The sequence below is a fragment of the Peribacillus sp. 05N428 genome (genome assembly GCF_056397085.1).
In genome coordinates, this window is record NZ_JBFTMS010000006.1 from 21,566 (window position 1) to 39,240 (window position 17,675).

Annotated in this window: 14 protein-coding genes; 2 read left to right on the forward strand and 12 right to left on the reverse strand. The window is 41.4% G+C overall.

What is annotated here, in order from left to right:
- Positions 1-38 precede the first annotated feature (38 nt).
- From AC1DIV_RS07770 to murQ, 5 genes are all read right to left on the reverse strand, one after another.
- On the reverse strand, positions 39-1,385 hold the full coding sequence (locus AC1DIV_RS07770; protein WP_340876745.1) for a 6-phospho-beta-glucosidase: 1,347 nt from the start codon (positions 1,383-1,385) through the stop codon (positions 39-41).
- A gap of 40 nt (positions 1,386-1,425) precedes the next feature.
- Entirely contained in the window at positions 1,426-1,710 is a 285-nt protein-coding gene (locus tag AC1DIV_RS07775) for a hypothetical protein (RefSeq protein ID WP_340876747.1), read from the reverse strand.
- Positions 1,711-1,779: 69 nt separating this feature from the next.
- Positions 1,780-3,069, reverse strand: coding sequence for a PTS sugar transporter subunit IIC (locus AC1DIV_RS07780; RefSeq protein ID WP_048683650.1), 1,290 nt, complete (start codon positions 3,067-3,069; stop codon positions 1,780-1,782).
- Between the two features lie 48 nt (positions 3,070-3,117).
- Positions 3,118-3,423 carry a PTS sugar transporter subunit IIB gene (locus tag AC1DIV_RS07785; RefSeq protein ID WP_034307721.1) on the reverse strand — a complete coding sequence of 102 codons (306 nt, stop codon included), beginning with the start codon at positions 3,421-3,423 and terminating at the stop codon, positions 3,118-3,120.
- Positions 3,424-3,463: 40 nt separating this feature from the next.
- A complete protein-coding gene (gene murQ, locus AC1DIV_RS07790) occupies positions 3,464-4,348 on the reverse strand; it encodes an N-acetylmuramic acid 6-phosphate etherase (protein WP_063575832.1) in 885 nt (294 codons plus the stop codon).
- 329 nt (positions 4,349-4,677) lie between these two features.
- Between murQ and AC1DIV_RS07795 the strand changes: the two genes are divergently transcribed.
- Positions 4,678-6,288 carry a glycoside hydrolase family 10-like protein gene (locus tag AC1DIV_RS07795; RefSeq protein WP_340878545.1) on the forward strand — a complete coding sequence of 537 codons (1,611 nt, stop codon included), beginning with the start codon at positions 4,678-4,680 and terminating at the stop codon, positions 6,286-6,288.
- 163 nt (positions 6,289-6,451) lie between these two features.
- The gene (gene anmK, locus AC1DIV_RS07800; RefSeq protein WP_340876749.1) at positions 6,452-7,624 is read left to right on the forward strand and encodes an anhydro-N-acetylmuramic acid kinase AnmK; all 1,173 of its coding nucleotides are present in this window, start codon (positions 6,452-6,454) and stop codon (positions 7,622-7,624) included.
- Between the two features lie 90 nt (positions 7,625-7,714).
- On the opposite strand, the gene AC1DIV_RS07805 is transcribed toward anmK, so the two are convergent.
- The 7 genes from AC1DIV_RS07805 to AC1DIV_RS07835 form a co-directional block, all read right to left on the reverse strand.
- Positions 7,715-9,154 (reverse strand): NAD-dependent succinate-semialdehyde dehydrogenase, encoded by a 1,440-nt coding sequence (locus tag AC1DIV_RS07805; protein WP_340876750.1) that lies wholly within the window; start codon positions 9,152-9,154, stop codon positions 7,715-7,717.
- Entirely contained in the window at positions 9,151-10,539 is a 1,389-nt protein-coding gene (locus AC1DIV_RS07810) for a solute carrier family 23 protein (protein WP_034307729.1), read from the reverse strand. Before AC1DIV_RS07810 ends, AC1DIV_RS07805 begins: the two co-directional genes overlap by 4 nt.
- A 14-nt stretch (positions 10,540-10,553) precedes the next feature.
- Entirely contained in the window at positions 10,554-11,705 is a 1,152-nt protein-coding gene (locus tag AC1DIV_RS07815) for an iron-containing alcohol dehydrogenase (protein WP_340876751.1), read from the reverse strand.
- A 133-nt stretch (positions 11,706-11,838) separates the two neighbouring features.
- Positions 11,839-13,443, reverse strand: a complete 1,605-nt coding sequence (locus AC1DIV_RS07820) for a sigma-54 interaction domain-containing protein (protein ID WP_340876752.1) — start codon at positions 13,441-13,443, stop codon at positions 11,839-11,841.
- A gap of 1,186 nt (positions 13,444-14,629) precedes the next feature.
- Positions 14,630-16,123, reverse strand: a complete 1,494-nt coding sequence (locus AC1DIV_RS07825; protein ID WP_340876753.1) for an aldehyde dehydrogenase family protein — start codon at positions 16,121-16,123, stop codon at positions 14,630-14,632.
- A 55-nt stretch (positions 16,124-16,178) separates the two neighbouring features.
- Positions 16,179-17,144, reverse strand: a complete 966-nt coding sequence (locus AC1DIV_RS07830; protein WP_340876755.1) for a PDR/VanB family oxidoreductase — start codon at positions 17,142-17,144, stop codon at positions 16,179-16,181.
- Between the two features lie 5 nt (positions 17,145-17,149).
- Entirely contained in the window at positions 17,150-17,668 is a 519-nt protein-coding gene (locus AC1DIV_RS07835) for a hypothetical protein (RefSeq protein ID WP_340876757.1), read from the reverse strand.
- Between the last annotated feature and the right edge of the window lie 7 nt (positions 17,669-17,675).

The following is a 17,675-nucleotide window of genomic DNA, read 5'->3' on the forward strand; positions in this document are numbered from 1 at the left end:
GGATTACTGTAATCCAGATTCACTGCTTAAAACACCATTCACTTGATGTTCGGAACAGCACTTTCACTGAAGAATCGCGGTAAGTATTCTTCATGCGCTTTTAAAAGTTTTTGTAAAACCATTTCCGCCAGGTCATCACTTGGGATGAGCGGGTTGATGGTTAAAGCCAATAACGCTTTATCATAAGAACCTGTAACGGCTGCCTCAGCACCAATTCTCTCAAATGATTTGATTTGTTGAATCAAGCCATGCACTTGTACGGGTAATTTACCCATAGCCAAAGGAATTGGTCCATTCTTGGTGACAATACAGCTTACTTCGACTGCTGAATCATAATCAATATCAGTAAGCGATCCTTTGTTTTGTACATTTAGCACTTGAATGTCTTTTTTATCATTATAAATAGAAGAAATGACGTTACATGCTGCATCACTATAGTAAGCTCCACCGCGCTGCTCTAGTTGTGGAGGCTTGATGTCAAGGGTTTCATCCTTGTATAGGTCAAATAAACCTTCTTCTAATTTTTTCACAATTTCAGCTCGGGTTTTCCCTGATTTGAATGCTTCCAACTCTTCTTCTAAAATCGTTTTTGTTTTGTAATAATACCGATGGTACGGGCAAGGCACCACTCCTAAAGATTTCAAAAACCTTCTGTTCCAAGCCAATGGGGCAATATTCTTCATCGTCAGCTGAACTTCAGGATTGCCAAGCATTTCAAGCACTTTATCTGTTACTTCTTGATCATCAACGAACACATGCATCCCGAATACCATGTGGTTTAAACCGGCGAAATCTATGTGCACTCTCTTCATATCGACACCAAGCATGCTAGAAATAGACATATGCATATTAAATGGAACATTGCATACTCCAATGACTTTTTTATGTTTACTGTAGCGGAGCAGGGCTTCCGTTACCATCCCCGCTGGATTTGTGAAGTTAATTAACCATGCATCAGGGCAGAGCTCCTCCATTTCTTCTGCAATTTCCAGAAGTATGGGTATCGTTCGTAATGCCTTGGACAATCCTCCTGCTCCATTTGTTTCTTGACCAATTAATCCTAATTCCAAAGGGATCCTCTCGTCCTTGATTCGTGCATCAAGTAAACCCACTCTCATTTGAGTTGTGACAAAATCAGCATCTTGCAAGGCTTGACGGCGGTCTAACGTTAGATGTATTTCCATTGGAAGTCCTGCTTTTTCAACCATCCGTTTTGCCAAGGTTCCTACAATCTCCAGTTTTTCTTTTCCTGCCTCAATATCCACTAACCACAGTTCCCTAATAGGTAACTCATCATATCGTTTTATAAATCCCTCTATTAATTCTGGCGTATAACTGGAGCCTCCACCGATTGTGGCAATCTTCAGCCCTTTTTTCATTTCCATTTCCCCAACACCTCATCGTAAGCTAATCTGGATTCTTCATTCATTTATAGATTATTGCATAACAAACCAGTGCACTTACCGCTAATAAAGACAAGAATAATAGTGTAACTTGTTTCTTGTTTTTAAACTTACCTTCAACAAAACAAACAACCATCGTCAATCCTGCGCTTATGGCAAAGGTATTTCCTAAGTACAGTGATAATTGTTTATTCATCTCAAAGGCATCCATTAATCTGTTAAAGATAAAATTAAAAACAAGAATGAAGCCAAAAAATAGAAAGGCACTTTTGTAACTAAAAAAGTGAATTCTGGATGTTGAATTCATGTCCTTTCCCCCTCTCAATTTATAAAAGGAGTTTGGAGCATTAGTCCCAAACTCCCTTTTAGGTATTCCTTATAAAGCGATATTTTTATTATCCGTGGTTTCTACCATGTTTTCCTGTGCTAAAAGCTTTTTATCGTACATCTTAAAGAATGGCAGATATATAAGGACCGAAATGGTTAAATTCACCATCACAAGAACAATGGCTCTCCAATCACCGCCCGTTGAAAGGTAGGCACCTATTGGAGCGGGCAATGTCCAGGGAACCATTACATATGTCGGGTTCACAAGGCCGATGGACGTTGCTATATATGCAAGTGTTGCTCCAATCAGCGGTGTAATGATGAATGGAATAATCAGTACCGGGTTCAGTACAATCGGCATCCCAAAGATAACAGGTTCATTGATGTTAAAAAGGCTCGGCACAATTGTTGCTTTCCCCATTGCTTTACTATAGCTGGACTTCGCAGTTAAGAGCATGGCTATTACTAATCCCAATGTTGCACCAGATCCACCAATCCAAATAAACCATTGGAAGAATGTTTCAGGTGCTATGTGGGGAATTGCCTTTCCAGCTGCAACTGCTGCCGAGTTATTCCCCAAGTATACTTCCCATACCGGACGAGCTACGGCACCTACTACCGATACGCCGTGAATACCAAATGACCAGAAGAATGTAATCAAAAATACTGGAATTAATACACCTGGCAATGTATCGCCAGCACTGATGAGTGGTGCAACCGCTTTATCAACAAGTGAATGTAAATCAACAGCAAAAACGACTGTAATTAAAGTCATGACAAGCAGGACAATTGAAACTGGAATTAATGCTTCAAATGAACGGGCTACTGAAGTTGGAACAGAATCCGGCATTTTAATCGTGATATTTTTTGTTTTACAAAAACGTAGAATTTCAACAGCAAAAATGGATACAAGCATTCCTACAAAAAGGCCATGGCCTCCGAGATTTGTCATTGGCAAAACAAACCCCACATCATCCATCATCTCTACACCAATTGTGAACAAGAAGGCTGCCAATGATAGTAAACCTCCAGATAGCGGATCAAGTTTATAGCTTTGAGATAAGCTGTAGCCTATACCAAAAGTAATATATAGCGTCATGATAAACATCGTTAATCGATATGGAATTAAAATTTCAGCTATATGTTTTGCAGACCATTCACCTAATGCAGTATCTGCTGCAACGGGCGGAAATGCAATGATCAAGAATAAACTGCCAAAGATGATGAATGGTAACGCGGAAACCACACCATCCCGAATTGCGCGTAAATGCTTTTGCTCAGACAATTTAGCCATAGGTGTTGAAAGATTATTTTCTAAAAAAGCTACAAACTTGTCCATTCGTGTTTTCCCCTTTTACGTTTAGTGAAAAGAAATAGTAATTAGTTATTATTTTGCTAGTTCCGTTACCAGTTTTAATAGTTTAGGTCCGCCAAGAGGGCTGTAAGCTTGGGCTGGAATGGCTTCACATGGGACGCCCGCTTCATCTGCAGAAGCCTTAAAACCATCGAAACGATGTTTGACTTGCGGAGCTACCATTGCAACATCCCAGCCATTTCGTACTTCTGCATCGAATTCTTGTGTGCCGACCGCCAATACTTCTATGTTTATACCCTGTTTTTCCCCTTCTTTTTTTAAAGCGCTTACAACGATTGCACTGGACATTCCACCTGAACATACGAATAATACCTTCATTATTTGTTCCTCCAATTTTTTAATTTTTTTATAAAAAGCGTTAAATCGTTTTTCTTATGAATCCTTGTGCCTTCACTAAACGATTTGAGGCTTCTTCATATGATACATTCGTTAATATCATGACAATTGCAATTTTAGGCTGGGCATGTGCCTTTTCTAAAAATTCATCTGCAATTTCATAGCTACAGTCAGTAGCATCCATGATAATACGTTTTGCACGTTCAACCAGCTTTTCATTCGTTAACTGTAAATCTACCATTAAATTCCCATAAACCTTTCCAACTCCAACCATTGAGGCGGTGGAAAGCATATTGCATACTAACTTTTGCGATGTTCCAGCTTTTAAACGTGTAGAACCCGTCAGGACTTCAGGCCCATTTACAACTTCAATCGCAACTTTTGCAATCTTACCTATTTCGGAACCTTTGTTACAGCTTATCGACACAGTTCCTGCACCAACTTGATTGGCATATTCCAATCCAGCAATAACATATGGAGTGCGTCCACTAGCTGCAATGCCCACTACGACGTCCCTGTTTGTCAATTCGATTTTTTTCAAATCTTCTGGACCTAATTCAAAACTGTCTTCAGCACCTTCAACCGCCTTAATGAAAGCCTTTTCCCCACCAGCTATGAGACCCACTACTTCACTCGGATCGGTATTGAATGTTGGGGGACATTCTACTGCATCCAATAAACCGATGCGCCCGCTTGTTCCCGCACCCATGTAAATTAATCTGCCGTTTTTATTCATGGCTTCAACGATCATGTCCACAGCTTTAGAAATTTGCGGAAGTTCTTTTTTTACACAATGGGCAACTTTAATGTCTTCTTCGTTCATCACTTCTAAAAATTCAAGAGTTCCCATTTCATCTAAACTCATGGTCTTTTCATTGCGACTCTCTGTCGTTAAATGCTCTAGCATACATATCATCCTTTTTTATTTCAGTGGTGAAAGTGGTGAAACTTTATTAGCTAAAGAGACTATATCACTATTAAAAATTAATTTCAATATTGTGTATACATTTTTAAAAATTAATTTTAAAATAAAAGTAAGATAACTAATGATTGTTATCTTTCTGCTAAAAATTAAAAGTGAACCGAGTGGCCATTTCGTGAACCAAACCTACGATTCTTTTTATTGTTGGATTTTATCTCAGTTTTCATAGGTGATAAATACATATATTCATTATTTGTTAACGCTTACAAATAATTAAATATAAATATTAGTAATGAAATGAGGTTGTACTATTGATGCATGAAAGAATTACAAAGAAAAAATTCGGTTCATTGGCACTAGCCGCTTTGGTGGGAGGATCACTTCTCCTTCCAGCTGATTTGCTTGTAAATGCAGAATCAGGGACAATCCCGCAAGCAACTACTTATGTAAAACAGGAACTGCGGGCAACTTGGATTGCAAGTGTGTTAAATATTGACTGGCCGTCCAAACCTGGTTTATCCATATCAGCACAGAAAGAAGAATTCATAAAATATTTGGATGAACAAAAAGCGATGGGGATGAATGCTGTCGTTATGCAAATCAAACCCACTGCGGATGCTTTTTATCCTTCTGAATACGGTCTATGGTCAAAATATTTAACAGGGGTCCAAGGAAAAGATCCTGGGTATGACCCTCTTGCATTCATGGTAGAAGCGGCACATGAGCGTAATATGGAGTTCCATGCGTGGTTTAATCCGTACCGCGTTACGATGCCTTTAGGTAAAACAGCTGAAATAGCGGATATTGATAATCTTCCAGAATCTCATCCTGCTAGAAAGCATCCGGATTGGGTCATACCATATGGACAGCAATTGTACTTTGACCCAGGCATTCCTGGCGTACAACGGTTTGTGATCAATGGAATATTGGAAGTTGTTAAGAATTATGATATCGATGCAGTCCATATGGACGATTATTTCTATCCTTACAAGATTGCAGGAGTACCTTTCCCAGATGATATTTCCTATCAAAAATATGGAGCAGATAGATTTACAAATGTTGAAGATTGGCGCAGGGATAATGTAAATAACCTTGTTAAGAATATAAACGAAGAAATCAAGGCAGAAAAATCATATGTGAAGTTTGGTATAAGTCCATTTGGAGTTTGGCGCAACAAAGCAGTTGATCCCACAGGATCTGACACTGCCGCTGGACAAACGAATTATGATGATTTATATGCAGATACCCGAACATGGATCAATAATGGATACATTGATTATATTGCCCCTCAATTATATTGGAATATAGGATTGCCAGTAGCTGACTATGCCAAACTTCTGGATTGGTGGACAAAAGAAGTCGCAGGTAAAAATGTTCAACTCTATATCGGACAGGGAGACTATAAAATTAATACAGAGTCCAATGGTGTGCAAAACTGGTTCAACCCTGAAGAAATGCCAAACCAGTTAAAACTGAATCGAACATATAAGGAATTTGATGGAAGCATGCATTTCAGTGCCAAGGATTTACGGAAAAACCCCCTTGGGATAGCGAATCGCTTAAGCGAGGATATTTATAAGCATCCCGCATTGGTTCCAGCCATGCCTTGGATTGATGATCATGCACCAAAGGCCCCAAAGGTGAGCAAGGCCACACAATCAGGAGATGGGATACAATTCGAAATTCAAGATCATAAGCAATCAGATGCAACCTATTATGCCATTTATCGTTTTGATGGGAAGAAAAAAGGAAACATTGAAGATTCAACGAACTTACTTGCCACAGTGCATAAAGAAAATACAAGTCAATTGTTTAATGACGGCAGTGTAGAAAAAGGAAAGACTTACACATATGTTGTGACAGCATTGGACCGCACCCACAATGAAAGCAAACAAACTAAACAGATTGATATAAAAATAAAATGACCTTCAAGAAATAGCATTATAGTTTAAAAGGCGCTTCTCAGTGAACAATGGAAGTAAAGCATCCATAAACAATATATTGGAAAAGGTTTTATCTTAATAGCATAAACTGTTGCATATTATGCTATATCAGGATGATAAAAGAATTGAAGTAGGTGGAATGACGATGTACATAGTTGGATTAATGTCCGGAACATCACTGGATGGAATTGATGCCGCACTTGTTCGGGTGAATAATAGTGGACTCGAGACTGAAATGGAAATGATTGAGTTCGTGACATGCCCGTTTCCAAAAGAAATTGAAAAAGAAATTATGCAGTCTTTATCTGCAGATACATCCAATGTGCAGTTAATATGCAGTTTGAATTTTAAATTAGGGAAATTATTTGCCAATGCCGTAAAGGAAGTTTGTCATAAAGCTGGATTTCCCATTAATAAACTGGATCTTATTGGATCCCATGGCCAAACCATTTACCACCAGCCTTTACAAGAACAAAATTATATACCCTCCACTTTGCAAATCGGGGAAGCTGCAGTAATTGCTCACGATACAAACACACTTGTCATCTCTAATTTCCGGACGATGGATATGGCTGCTGGTGGACAAGGAGCTCCACTTGTTCCTTTTACCGAATACATTCTTTATAGAAGTGAAGCAAAGGGACGATTACTTCAAAACATAGGTGGCATTGGAAATGTAACGGTCTTACCCAAGCAAGCATCTCTGGATGACATGTACGCTTTTGATACAGGTCCTGGGAATATGATCATTGATGAAGTATGCCGCCAATTGTTCAATATAAGCTATGACGAAGGTGGAAACATAGCTAAACAAGGGCAAATTAATGACGGACTTTTATCTTATTGTATCAGTCATCCTTATATTATGAGCCCTCCGCCTAAATCAACGGGCAGGGAATTGTTTGGAAAGCAATATGTAGTAAAACTATTAAAGATGTTTGAATCGGTTCCGAACCAAGATATTTTGGCAACAGTAACGATGTTTACAGCAAAGTCCATTGTGGAAAACTATCGAAATTTCATCTTTCCAAAAACCAGTATTGAAGAAGTGATCATTGGCGGCGGTGGCAGCTATAACAAAACGTTATTAAACATGATTCAATCACTGCTTGGAAATTCTATTCGAGTTTTGACTCAAGAAGAGTTGGGATACTCTTCTGAAGCGAAAGAAGCGGTGGCTTTTGCATTACTTGCAAATGAGACTTTCCATGGTCATACAAGTAACGTTCCCAAGGCTACCGGTGCTGACTCCGATGTCATCCTTGGAAACATGACCTTTCCTCCTTCCTATCTGAAGGGACGTAAAAATGCATTTTAACCATTGAAAAAGAGTGGAAGGCACATCGATAATTGATGTGCCTTCCACTCTTTTTTTGCCTTAAGAATCATGGCGGACCCTTCTATTTTGTTACTGGCCAAGCTGCATGGAGACATACTTCACTTCTAAATATTCATCCATGCCGTAGTGTCCCCCTTCCCTGCCTATACCGCTTTCCTTCATGCCTCCAAATGGCGCTTGGGCAGTGGATGGGGCACTGTCATTAATACCGACAATCCCATATTCAAGAGCATCCGAGTAGGCAACCGCCTTATTAAGTGACTCGGTATACACATAGGCTGCCAACCCAAAATTCGTATTATTGGCTCGATCTATCGCTTCTTGATCGGTTTTGAATGTACTGACTGGCGCAATTGGCCCAAACGTTTCTTCCTGCATGCACAGCATATCATCCGTTACATTGGAAAGTATGGCTGGTGCTATGAAATGGCCTTGTTTTTCATCGACTTTTGAAGTGTTATGGATTATGGCGCCCTTACTTGCAGCATCCTCCAATTGAAGCCGAACCTTTTTAACTGCAGCTCCATCTATCAATGGACCAAGATCGGCTCCTTCCATTCCATTTCCAACCTTCAAAGTTAAAACGGCTTCTTCGAAAGCTTGTAAAAACGGCTGTTCAATTGTCTCATGGACGAATATCCTGTTTGCACAAATACATGTTTGTCCAGCATTCCTGAATTTCGATTGAATCAAACCATTTACTGCTTCTTCGATATTCGCATCCTCAGCAATGATGAACGGAGCCAATCCACCGAGTTCAAGCGAGACTTTTTTCACTGTTTCTGACGCCTTTTTCATTAGATGTTTCCCTACTGGAGTGGAGCCGGTAAATGTGATCTTCTTAACACGTGAATCATTCATCCACACGTCCGATACATCTCCCGGTTTTTGTGTAGTTACAATATTTATCACACCAGCCGGAATGCCCGCTTCATGAGCACTTTCAACCAATAGCAAAGCGGTCAAAGGCGTTTGTTCCGCAGGTTTGATGACCACGGTACATCCCGCAGCAAGAGCTGGCGCCACTTTTCTCGTGATCATGGCAGCAGGAAAATTCCACGGGGTAATGGCAGCAATGACACCGACTGCCTGCTTTTGCACTAAAATACGCTTTGATGCAACGGAGGCTGGTATGATTTCCCCATAGTTGCGCTTTGCTTCTTCAGCGTACCATTTCACGAAACTTGAGGCATACTTCATTTCACCTTTTGCCTCTGCCAATGGCTTTCCTTGTTCCAGGGTCATGATCGTTGCGATTTCATCCAGCCTTTTCTCAATGATTGTATACCACTTCTCAAGTAATTCCGCCCTATGGTATGCACTCGTTTTCGACCAAGTCAGAAAAGCAGCTTGAGCTGCATCCACAGCAGCCTTTGCCTCTATTTCGTTAGCGTCCGGAACATAGCCCACAGGCTCCAATGTTGCTGGGTTTTCCACTACAAAATGACTTTCTGTATGAATAGATTCGCCGTTTATATAAATTGGCCATTTTTCCACTACTTTTTTCATGATGCTTTACTCTCCTCTTCTTCTCCATGATCTGTAAAAGTCTTATCATTCTCTCCTTTGAAAAAGTCCTTGCCATATAATAGGGCACATAATAGAATTCCTGCAGCAAACGCCATGCCAGCACCTTTTATAACAAGGATGGCAGCAACGACACCTGCAATTCCGAGGTCGCGTTGGCTCTTCGCCTGCATCACGCCTACGCGTACGCTAACATATCCTTGAACCAAAAGCGTCAAGGCCAAGGCGACACCGAGAATGGGTTCCACCAGGCTGACTACCGGCAATAAGAACAACCCTGTATTCGTACCCCAACGGAACGAGCCGGCACCGCCGAAGAAAGAATTCATGGCTTTCTTGCCATTCTTGAACCGTTCCACAACCACGACCTGCATGGCTGCCCACAACGGACCGCACATTGTTATATCAGGTCCGATAAAACTCATGATCACATTTCGGCCGCCAAAAATTAAATGGGCTCTGTTTGGATTATAGTCCACTTTTTCATCTTCCCTGACCTCATCGGATTCAGAAAGCAGCGCTTTTGTTTTGAGCACATCACCGAATACGACTAAATAAGTAGCAAATACAGCTGGAATCGCACTTAAAAAGAAGGTCAAGGCAGGAAAACCTAAACCGAAAACAGTATAGTCTGACCAAAGCGTAGCAAAATCCGGACTGCTGAATCCCCATTGGATATCAGGCCATTTTGCTTCTCCAAAAATTGGGGCTACAAAGACCGCGAGCAAAATTGCCGGCAATATCCCTAAATTCCCTATGAATACCCAAACTTTATTTCGCATTTTCAATTTTCCAAAACTTTTCGAAAAAAGCAGATAAAAAGCAAAGCCGATACAAATGCTAATTGTATAAGGAAATAAATCAAACTTTCCACCCACTTCAAAAATGGAAACGACAGCACCAATACCCGCCCCTAAAATAATGCCTGATTTGATTGCATTCGGCACTAATCGCACGACCTTACTGGCAAGTCCGGTCATTCCTAGCAATATCGATAAAATACCCAATGTTAATTGAAACGCAACGAGTGCATAGACCCGATCAGGCCCCTCCGGAAATTGCCCGACGAACAATACAAGCAATGGAACCGCAGGTGTAATCCAACCTGGTATAACCGGGTCCCCGAGTAAATGATGCGCCAAGTATAATAATCCATTCAAGATAACGACGGCTAGAGCCACATCAAAAGGCATACCGAGATGGTCTGCAAGCAGCGTTATCGCTCCAAGGTCAACTGCACACATCAATAATCCTTGAACGTAGTCAGGCCACTCAAAACGATAATGGACAAATGGCAGTCTAATCTTAAAAGGTCCCGCAGGTATATACGATGTCTCTTCTCCGTAGCGGCGTTTTTTCCATTTCATATTGTTTCCTCCACTTAAAAGCCATAGGCTGAACGGTATATTTTTTCGATATCCCGAACGTTTAATGCACGGGGATTATTGCGAAGTAAACGGACTTGTTTGATGGCCTCGGCAGCCATTTCACTTAAAGCCGATTCAGGAATCTCAAATTCACTTAGTGACTGTGGTATATCAACATAGCGACAAATTCTGGTCATCGCCTCTATAGCTTTATCCGCTGCCTCATCATCATTTAAATGATTGACTTTCTCTCCAAGTGCTTCAGCAATGTCGCGAAACCTTTCCAAACATGCAATTTTATTCCACTTCATGACAAATGGCAGTAATAATGAATTGCTGACTCCATGTGATAAATGGAAGCGGCCTCCAAGCGGATAAGCTAAGGCATGAACAGCTCCAACACCTGCATTGCCAAAAGCTAACCCTGCCATTAGGCTTCCAGTGATCATCGCTTCCCGTGCTTCCAGATTATCTGGCGCAGCATAAGCCTTTGGTAAATGTACAGCGATTAACTTCATGGCCCCAATTGCCAAAGCATCTGTAACGGGCGACGCAAATTTGGAAATATAGGCCTCTACCGCATGAACAAGTGCATCCACTCCGCTCGCAGCAGTCACACTTGGCGGGCAAGTCAGCGTCATGACGGGCGATACAATCGCTACATCCGGTAAAAGATACGGACTTACAATTCCCTTCTTAACCTGTTCTTTCTTGTCCGATAAAATTGAAATATTCGTCACTTCTGACCCGGTTCCTGCCGTCGTCGGTATGGCTATTAAAGGTAGACCTGGGACTTCAATCAAGTTCGTACCGAAATAGGTTTCGATGCAGCCGGAATTCGTAGCCATGACGGAAGAGGCTTTCGCAATATCCATCGCACTTCCTCCGCCTACCGCAATCAGTCCATCATGTTTTCCATCCTTGATTGACCGTACACATTGCTCAACGATTTCAATTTCCGGTTCTGGATTCACATCCGAAAAAATACCACATTCTGCAGAAAGTAAATCCTCAACCCTTTGTACAACCCCAGCACCCACTAAAACTTTATCTGTAACGATCAACGGATTCTTCATCCCTAATCGCGTAACCTCATCAGTCAGCTGCTGTAAAGAATCTGCTCCTGTCACCAATTTGTTAGCCATAGAAAAAATAGAAATATTCATGGTTATCTCCCCTTTCATGTATTTACTAATGCAGGAATCATGCCAAAGTTTGAAAACGCTTAATTCATAAGGGAGAAAACGTTTTTTTCATGGGTAACAGGATCAATAATGAGTGGAAAACAAATCAAATAAACTAATTCGATTCGTTTTCTAATCGCATGTGAAATTTTTTCATTTTTTGCACCAAAGCGCTTTGACTGATATCCAAAGAGATGGCAGCGGCCCTTGTAGTCCCATACTTCTTCATCGCATTCAATATCAGGGAACGCTCCAGCTCGGAAACGGCTTCCTTCAAAGAATGTGTTGTCGTTTTTTTTGATAAGACCGGCTGGATGAAAGATGGTAAATTAGGTAAATCAATCGTATCATCATATGTCGTGACGACCAGCCGCTCTGCAAGACTCGCAAGCTCACGTATATTGCCAGGCCACGAATAGTTCGTCAGCCATTCATAGCATTCCGGTGTCATCTTTTTCTTCTCATTATATTTTTCATTGAATTTTTTCAAATACATTTCTAAAAGCGGGATCGTTTCTTCCTTTCTCTGGCGTAAAGGAGGGACTTCAAAGGAAACGATATTAAGCCGGTAATAAAGATCTTCGCGGAAGGATCCTTCTTGCACCAGGGAGGCAAGATCGCGATGGGTGGCTGTAATTAACCTGACATCCACTTCTTTCATTTCGGTAGAACCCACTCTTATAAACTTGTTTTCTTCTACCACTTTCAAAAGTTTCACCTGTAACTCTAAAGGTAAATCCCCAATTTCGTCCAAAAATAACGTGCCACCATTCACTTTCTCAAAAATCCCCATTTTTCCATTCTTAAGGGATCCGGTAAATGCCCCTGGTTCATATCCAAAAAGTTCAGATTCCACCAAGTTCGCTGGAATGGCTCCGCAATTTAATTCAAGGAAAATCTTTTCCTTCCTGGAGCTTTTGGCATGTATGTACTTGGCGATTAAACTCTTCCCTACTCCCGTTTCCCCCTGCAACAAGATCTTCGCATCCGTTTTTGCTACTTTATCAGCAAGTTTGAATAAAGGAGTTGTAGAAGGACCAATGATTATTTCCTGTAAATTCACCTGTTCCGAGCCAGGCAATAATTGGGAAATAGGTTGGAAAGATAACTTTTGGCTATCAATCGTATACTTCATCCGGATTAATTCAGTAATATCCCTGACACTATTTATAACAAATATGACTTCATTCTGTGGCGATAGAATAGGTGTGGCCGATACGATAATCTTCCTTCCATTTCGAATTCTTTGTGTCAAAGTAACTTGATTCTTCGTTCGAATGGAATCCAATGAAGCTGAAACGGATATCATACCTTGCTCAATTAAATAACTCATCGGTTTTCCGATGATTTCCTCTTCTCTTATTCCAGTAATACGTTGATAAGCTTGATTGATAAATAATGTCGTTCCATCACCATCCGTGATATACACTCCATCATATAGAGCATTAAAAACAACCCTGCATAAATCACTCTCAAAGAATGCTTGAAATTGATCATATGGTATTGAGTAATTCCGTAAATTTTGCAGCGGTGCATTAACCGTAATGAAATGAGAAATGGGCTTCGTCAAATCACTCTGCTGCACTGCCGCAGATAACGCCTCTATAGTCAAAAATCCGATGAAATCCTCTGAATCATCCAAAACTTCCACTTCAGTGCTTCCTATCGGGAAACATGATATTGCTTCCTCCACTGTCATATCCGAATAAAACTTAGTCATCAATATCCACTCCCTGACTGGTCTTTACTATTTGATAGAACGCAACGCTGCCTCCTTGATTGAAGACTAAAGTCCTGTCGGCTTCCTATTCTATTCAATTAAAGAAGGCAATGACCTTATTAAAGCATTATGTAATGTTTTTTCCTTTTTAATGATACTATGTAGACAATCAACGACACCAAGAATAAATGCTGCACCGGTAAAAACGATTCAATCTCATTGCCCTATTTCTGATTAAACCGATAAATAGCAATGGTATGTTACTTTTATCATATCAATGGAGTTTTTTATGCTCAAATCCATTTTCACTCATCACAGGAAAACTTGTCCTTTTGTTGCATAATAAAAATGCCTGCGAAATGGCTCATACCTTAAGATTGTTTAATTTCAGATACTTTAAGCTTAAGAACAATTTGTTAAGTGTTTTAAAAAGTTTCTCCGCAGTTTGAAAAAACCTAATCCGTATTTGGATTAGGTTTCAGACTGTAGATAAATTGAACGTTGATTTCCTCTCCAGGCACTCGCTTTCCGCGGGCGGTCCGCCCTCGGCACATTTGTGCCTGCGGGGTCTCCCTGGGACGCGCTTTTCCCGCAGGAGTCTCGTACCTTCCGTTCCAATCAACTGGAATGTTTTTTAGAAAAAATCTAAGTGAACTGACTTTTCTCGAATTAGTTTATTGTCTGGCAAGGCCGAATGCTCTCACTCTGACCCTTGGTTTTTAAAAAAAATTTGGTTATACTACATGATTTTTTACTTTTTTATTAGTAATGCAACCTTACTGGATTTCTGAAATCAACTGGAACTTTTTTGAGGGTTTGTAAAATCTAATCTGATTTCCGCTCCTGGCACTCGCTTTCCGCTAGCGTCCGGGAGCCTCTTCGGCGCCCTTTGCGCCTGCGTTGTCTCCCTTGGACGCGCTTTTCCCGCAGGAGTCTCGCACCTCCGTTCCAAACAACTTTGATAGAACTCTTTTAGTAGGTTTAAAGCTTAAGGTGCTGAGTATGCTTTTTAAACATGATTCTATTTCGAGATCAACTTGAAATGATTACTTTAGCCAGCGAACCTTCCATTGATTAACCTTGGACAAAATTTCAAAGGAAATTTCATAAGGGGGCGAAATTTTTTACTTCCGCACCCCTTTGGTTTAATTATGGTAAGTACTTTGTCTCCTCTATAATCATATGATTATTTTGGAAACCAGCCGACGGGTTTTACATCGAGATTAATGTTGATTTGTTTAATTTCCTGGTATTCATCCAAGCCGTATTTTCCTAAACTGCGTCCAATACCGCTCTGTTTGTAACCGCCCCATGGCGCCTCGACATATGTTGGATGATAATCATTTACCCATGTGATGCCTGCCCGTACCTTCTTGATCACACGCAATCCTTTTGCACCATCGTTTGTGAAGACGCCGCCTGCAAGGCCGTAGTCTGTATCATTTGCCAGTTTAATAGCTTCTTCCTCATCTTTGAACTTTTGAATGACAACGACTGGACCGAAGATCTCCTCTTGTACGATGCGCATGTCAGGTGTTACATCGATGAAGACAGTCGGTGCAATGAAGTACCCTTTGTCAAGACCGTCATCAACAAGACGGTAACCGCCTGCCGCAAGTGTCGCACCTTCCTGTTTGCCGATTTCAATATAGTTCAAAATGCTATTCATTTGCGCTTCGCTGACAATTGCCCCCATGTTGCTGTCTTCTGCAAGTCCAGGTCCAACTTTAATTTTATTTGCGCGTTCAACATAGCGTTTTACATATTCATCATAAATGCTTTCTTCAACCAGAATTCGGCTGCCTGATGAACAAACTTGGCCGGCACCGAAGAAGATGCCAAATAATCCGTAATCGACGGCCGTCTCTAAATCTGCATCTGCAAAAACGATGTTAGGTGATTTACCGCCAAGCTCAAGGGAAATTTTCTTTAAGTTGCCCGCTGCCGCCTTCATGATAGAGCGGCCAACATCCGTACTTCCTGTAAATGAAACAATGTCAACATCGTTGCTTTCCGCAATGGTTTGACCGACAACGGTGCCGCGGCCCATCACCATATTAGCCACACCTTTCGGGATGCCTGCTTCCTCCAGGATTTCGAATAATTTCATTGCTGTTACAGGTGTCACTTCAGCCGGTTTATATACAATGGTGTTCCCTGCCGCAAGCGCCGGTGCGATTTTCCAGACACTCATTAGAAGCGGGAAATTCCAAGGTACAATCAAACCGGCTACACCTACTGGCTCACGAACAACCATCGCTTGCACGGGAGCGGGAACTTGATACGTTTCCCCTTCTGGATGAAGGACCAAACCCGCGTAGTAACGGAAACACGCGGCGGCATCAGCAATATCGAAACCTGCCTCTGCTTTAAGTTTCCCGTTGTCCATTGTTTCAAGAATCGTTAACTCTTCGGCACGTTCATCAATTTTATCAGCAATTTTATATAGATAGGAAGCACGCTCCTGTGCTGTTAGGCCTGACCAGATTCCACTTTCAAAGGCTGCCTTCGCTACTGAGATTGCCCTTTCTGTATCTTCTTTGGTGGCACGCGGAGCTTTTGCAATGATTTCCTGTGTTGCAGGATTGATTACCGGGATTACTTCATTTGAAGATGAGGCCTGCCACTTACCGTCGATATAATTTTTAAGCTCTAATACTGCCGTTTCTAATATTGTCATGTTTCATTCCCCCGGTTTTCATTATTTTTTTATTGATCTGAACGGAATTCAATCGTTACAGTTTTAAGACCAGTCTGTCTTCCTTCGCACGTGAGCAGCATGTCAGGATTGACTTTCGTGTTTGACGGTTTTCTTCGCTAAGGAAATAATCCCGGTGATCCACTTCACCTTCTGCAACATCCACCTCACAACTTCCGCACCCGCCTACTTTACAAGAATAAGGGGCATCGATTCCTTCCCTTAAAAGCGCATCAAGCAGTGTTTCACCCTCATGAACGCGGATGGACCGATCGCTGTCCGTAAGGTCGACGATGAAAGGATCTCTCGCCCCATCATTTTTTGTCGCAAATAATTCGAAGTGGATCGCATGTTCCGGATAACCATAGGAACTGGCAGCTTTTCGATACTCTTGCACCATCTCGATTGGTCCGCAAAAATAGACGTGCGTGCCAATGCGATGATCCATCATCGTCTCGGGCATCATTCTGCGTTTGTCTTCTGCCTGCGAAAAATAAAAGGTGCATTGATCAGGGTATTTGGCTTTCAGCAGATCATAAAAAGCACATAACTCCGGAGTGCGTGCTGCATAATGGAGTTCGAAGGTTTGCCCTTCGGCGGCCATGTCTTCCATCATTGCCAGAAATGGGGTTATGCCGATTCCAGCTGCATAAAAAGCATGATGCTTAGCTCGAAAGCTGAGAGGGAAGTTATTTTTAGGAAAACTGACTTCCAACCTGGAATCTACCTTTACTTGATCATGCCAGAAAGCCGAACCTCCGCGTGATGCCTCATCACGTCGAATGGCTATTGTATATTTATTGCGGTCCCTTGGGTTGCTGATAAGGGAGTACTCTCTCTCGAAAATCTTATCTCCAGCCGGCATGTAAGTGGTCAAATGCGAACCGCCTGTAAATGCAGGCAACGGCTTTCCATCAACTGGAATCAACTCGAACTGTTTCACGAATGGAGTTTCTTGAATGATCTTGTTTACTTTCATTTGAATATTTCCTACTACCCGCATGATGATCAGCTCCTTACTTCTTCTTTTCCGATCGGGATGTATGGGTAACCAATATAACCTTCCCGTACGATTGAATAAAAAGGACCTATTTCAAGACTGGCTTTGCAATGGTCACATTCTGCAATTTCTGCTTCTTCTTCGACTTCCGACACTTCGAAACATTTCATGCAATATACGTAACGTCGTTTAGGCCCGATAATCAACGTCTGGATCTCAGCTTCAGATAGGCCAGCCTCCACTCCGAGCGAGAAGATCATCACGGCATTGTTCCATGCAGCCGCAATATAAAATTGGGTGCCCATCTTTTGTGACAGGATGAGTCTCTTAATCTCCTCTTTATCTTCCATTCCGTTAATGGATAGACATTCAACAGGCACTGTACCTTCGATTTCAGAAGTGAAACTTTTCGCCTGATCATATCCGGCTTGATCAGAAATGACAACAAACTTTCTTCGTTCATTCCGAGGGGTAAATTTATTTACAATCGTAATGGATTTATCAAACAATACTGGACTATTGTACAAGGCCCTA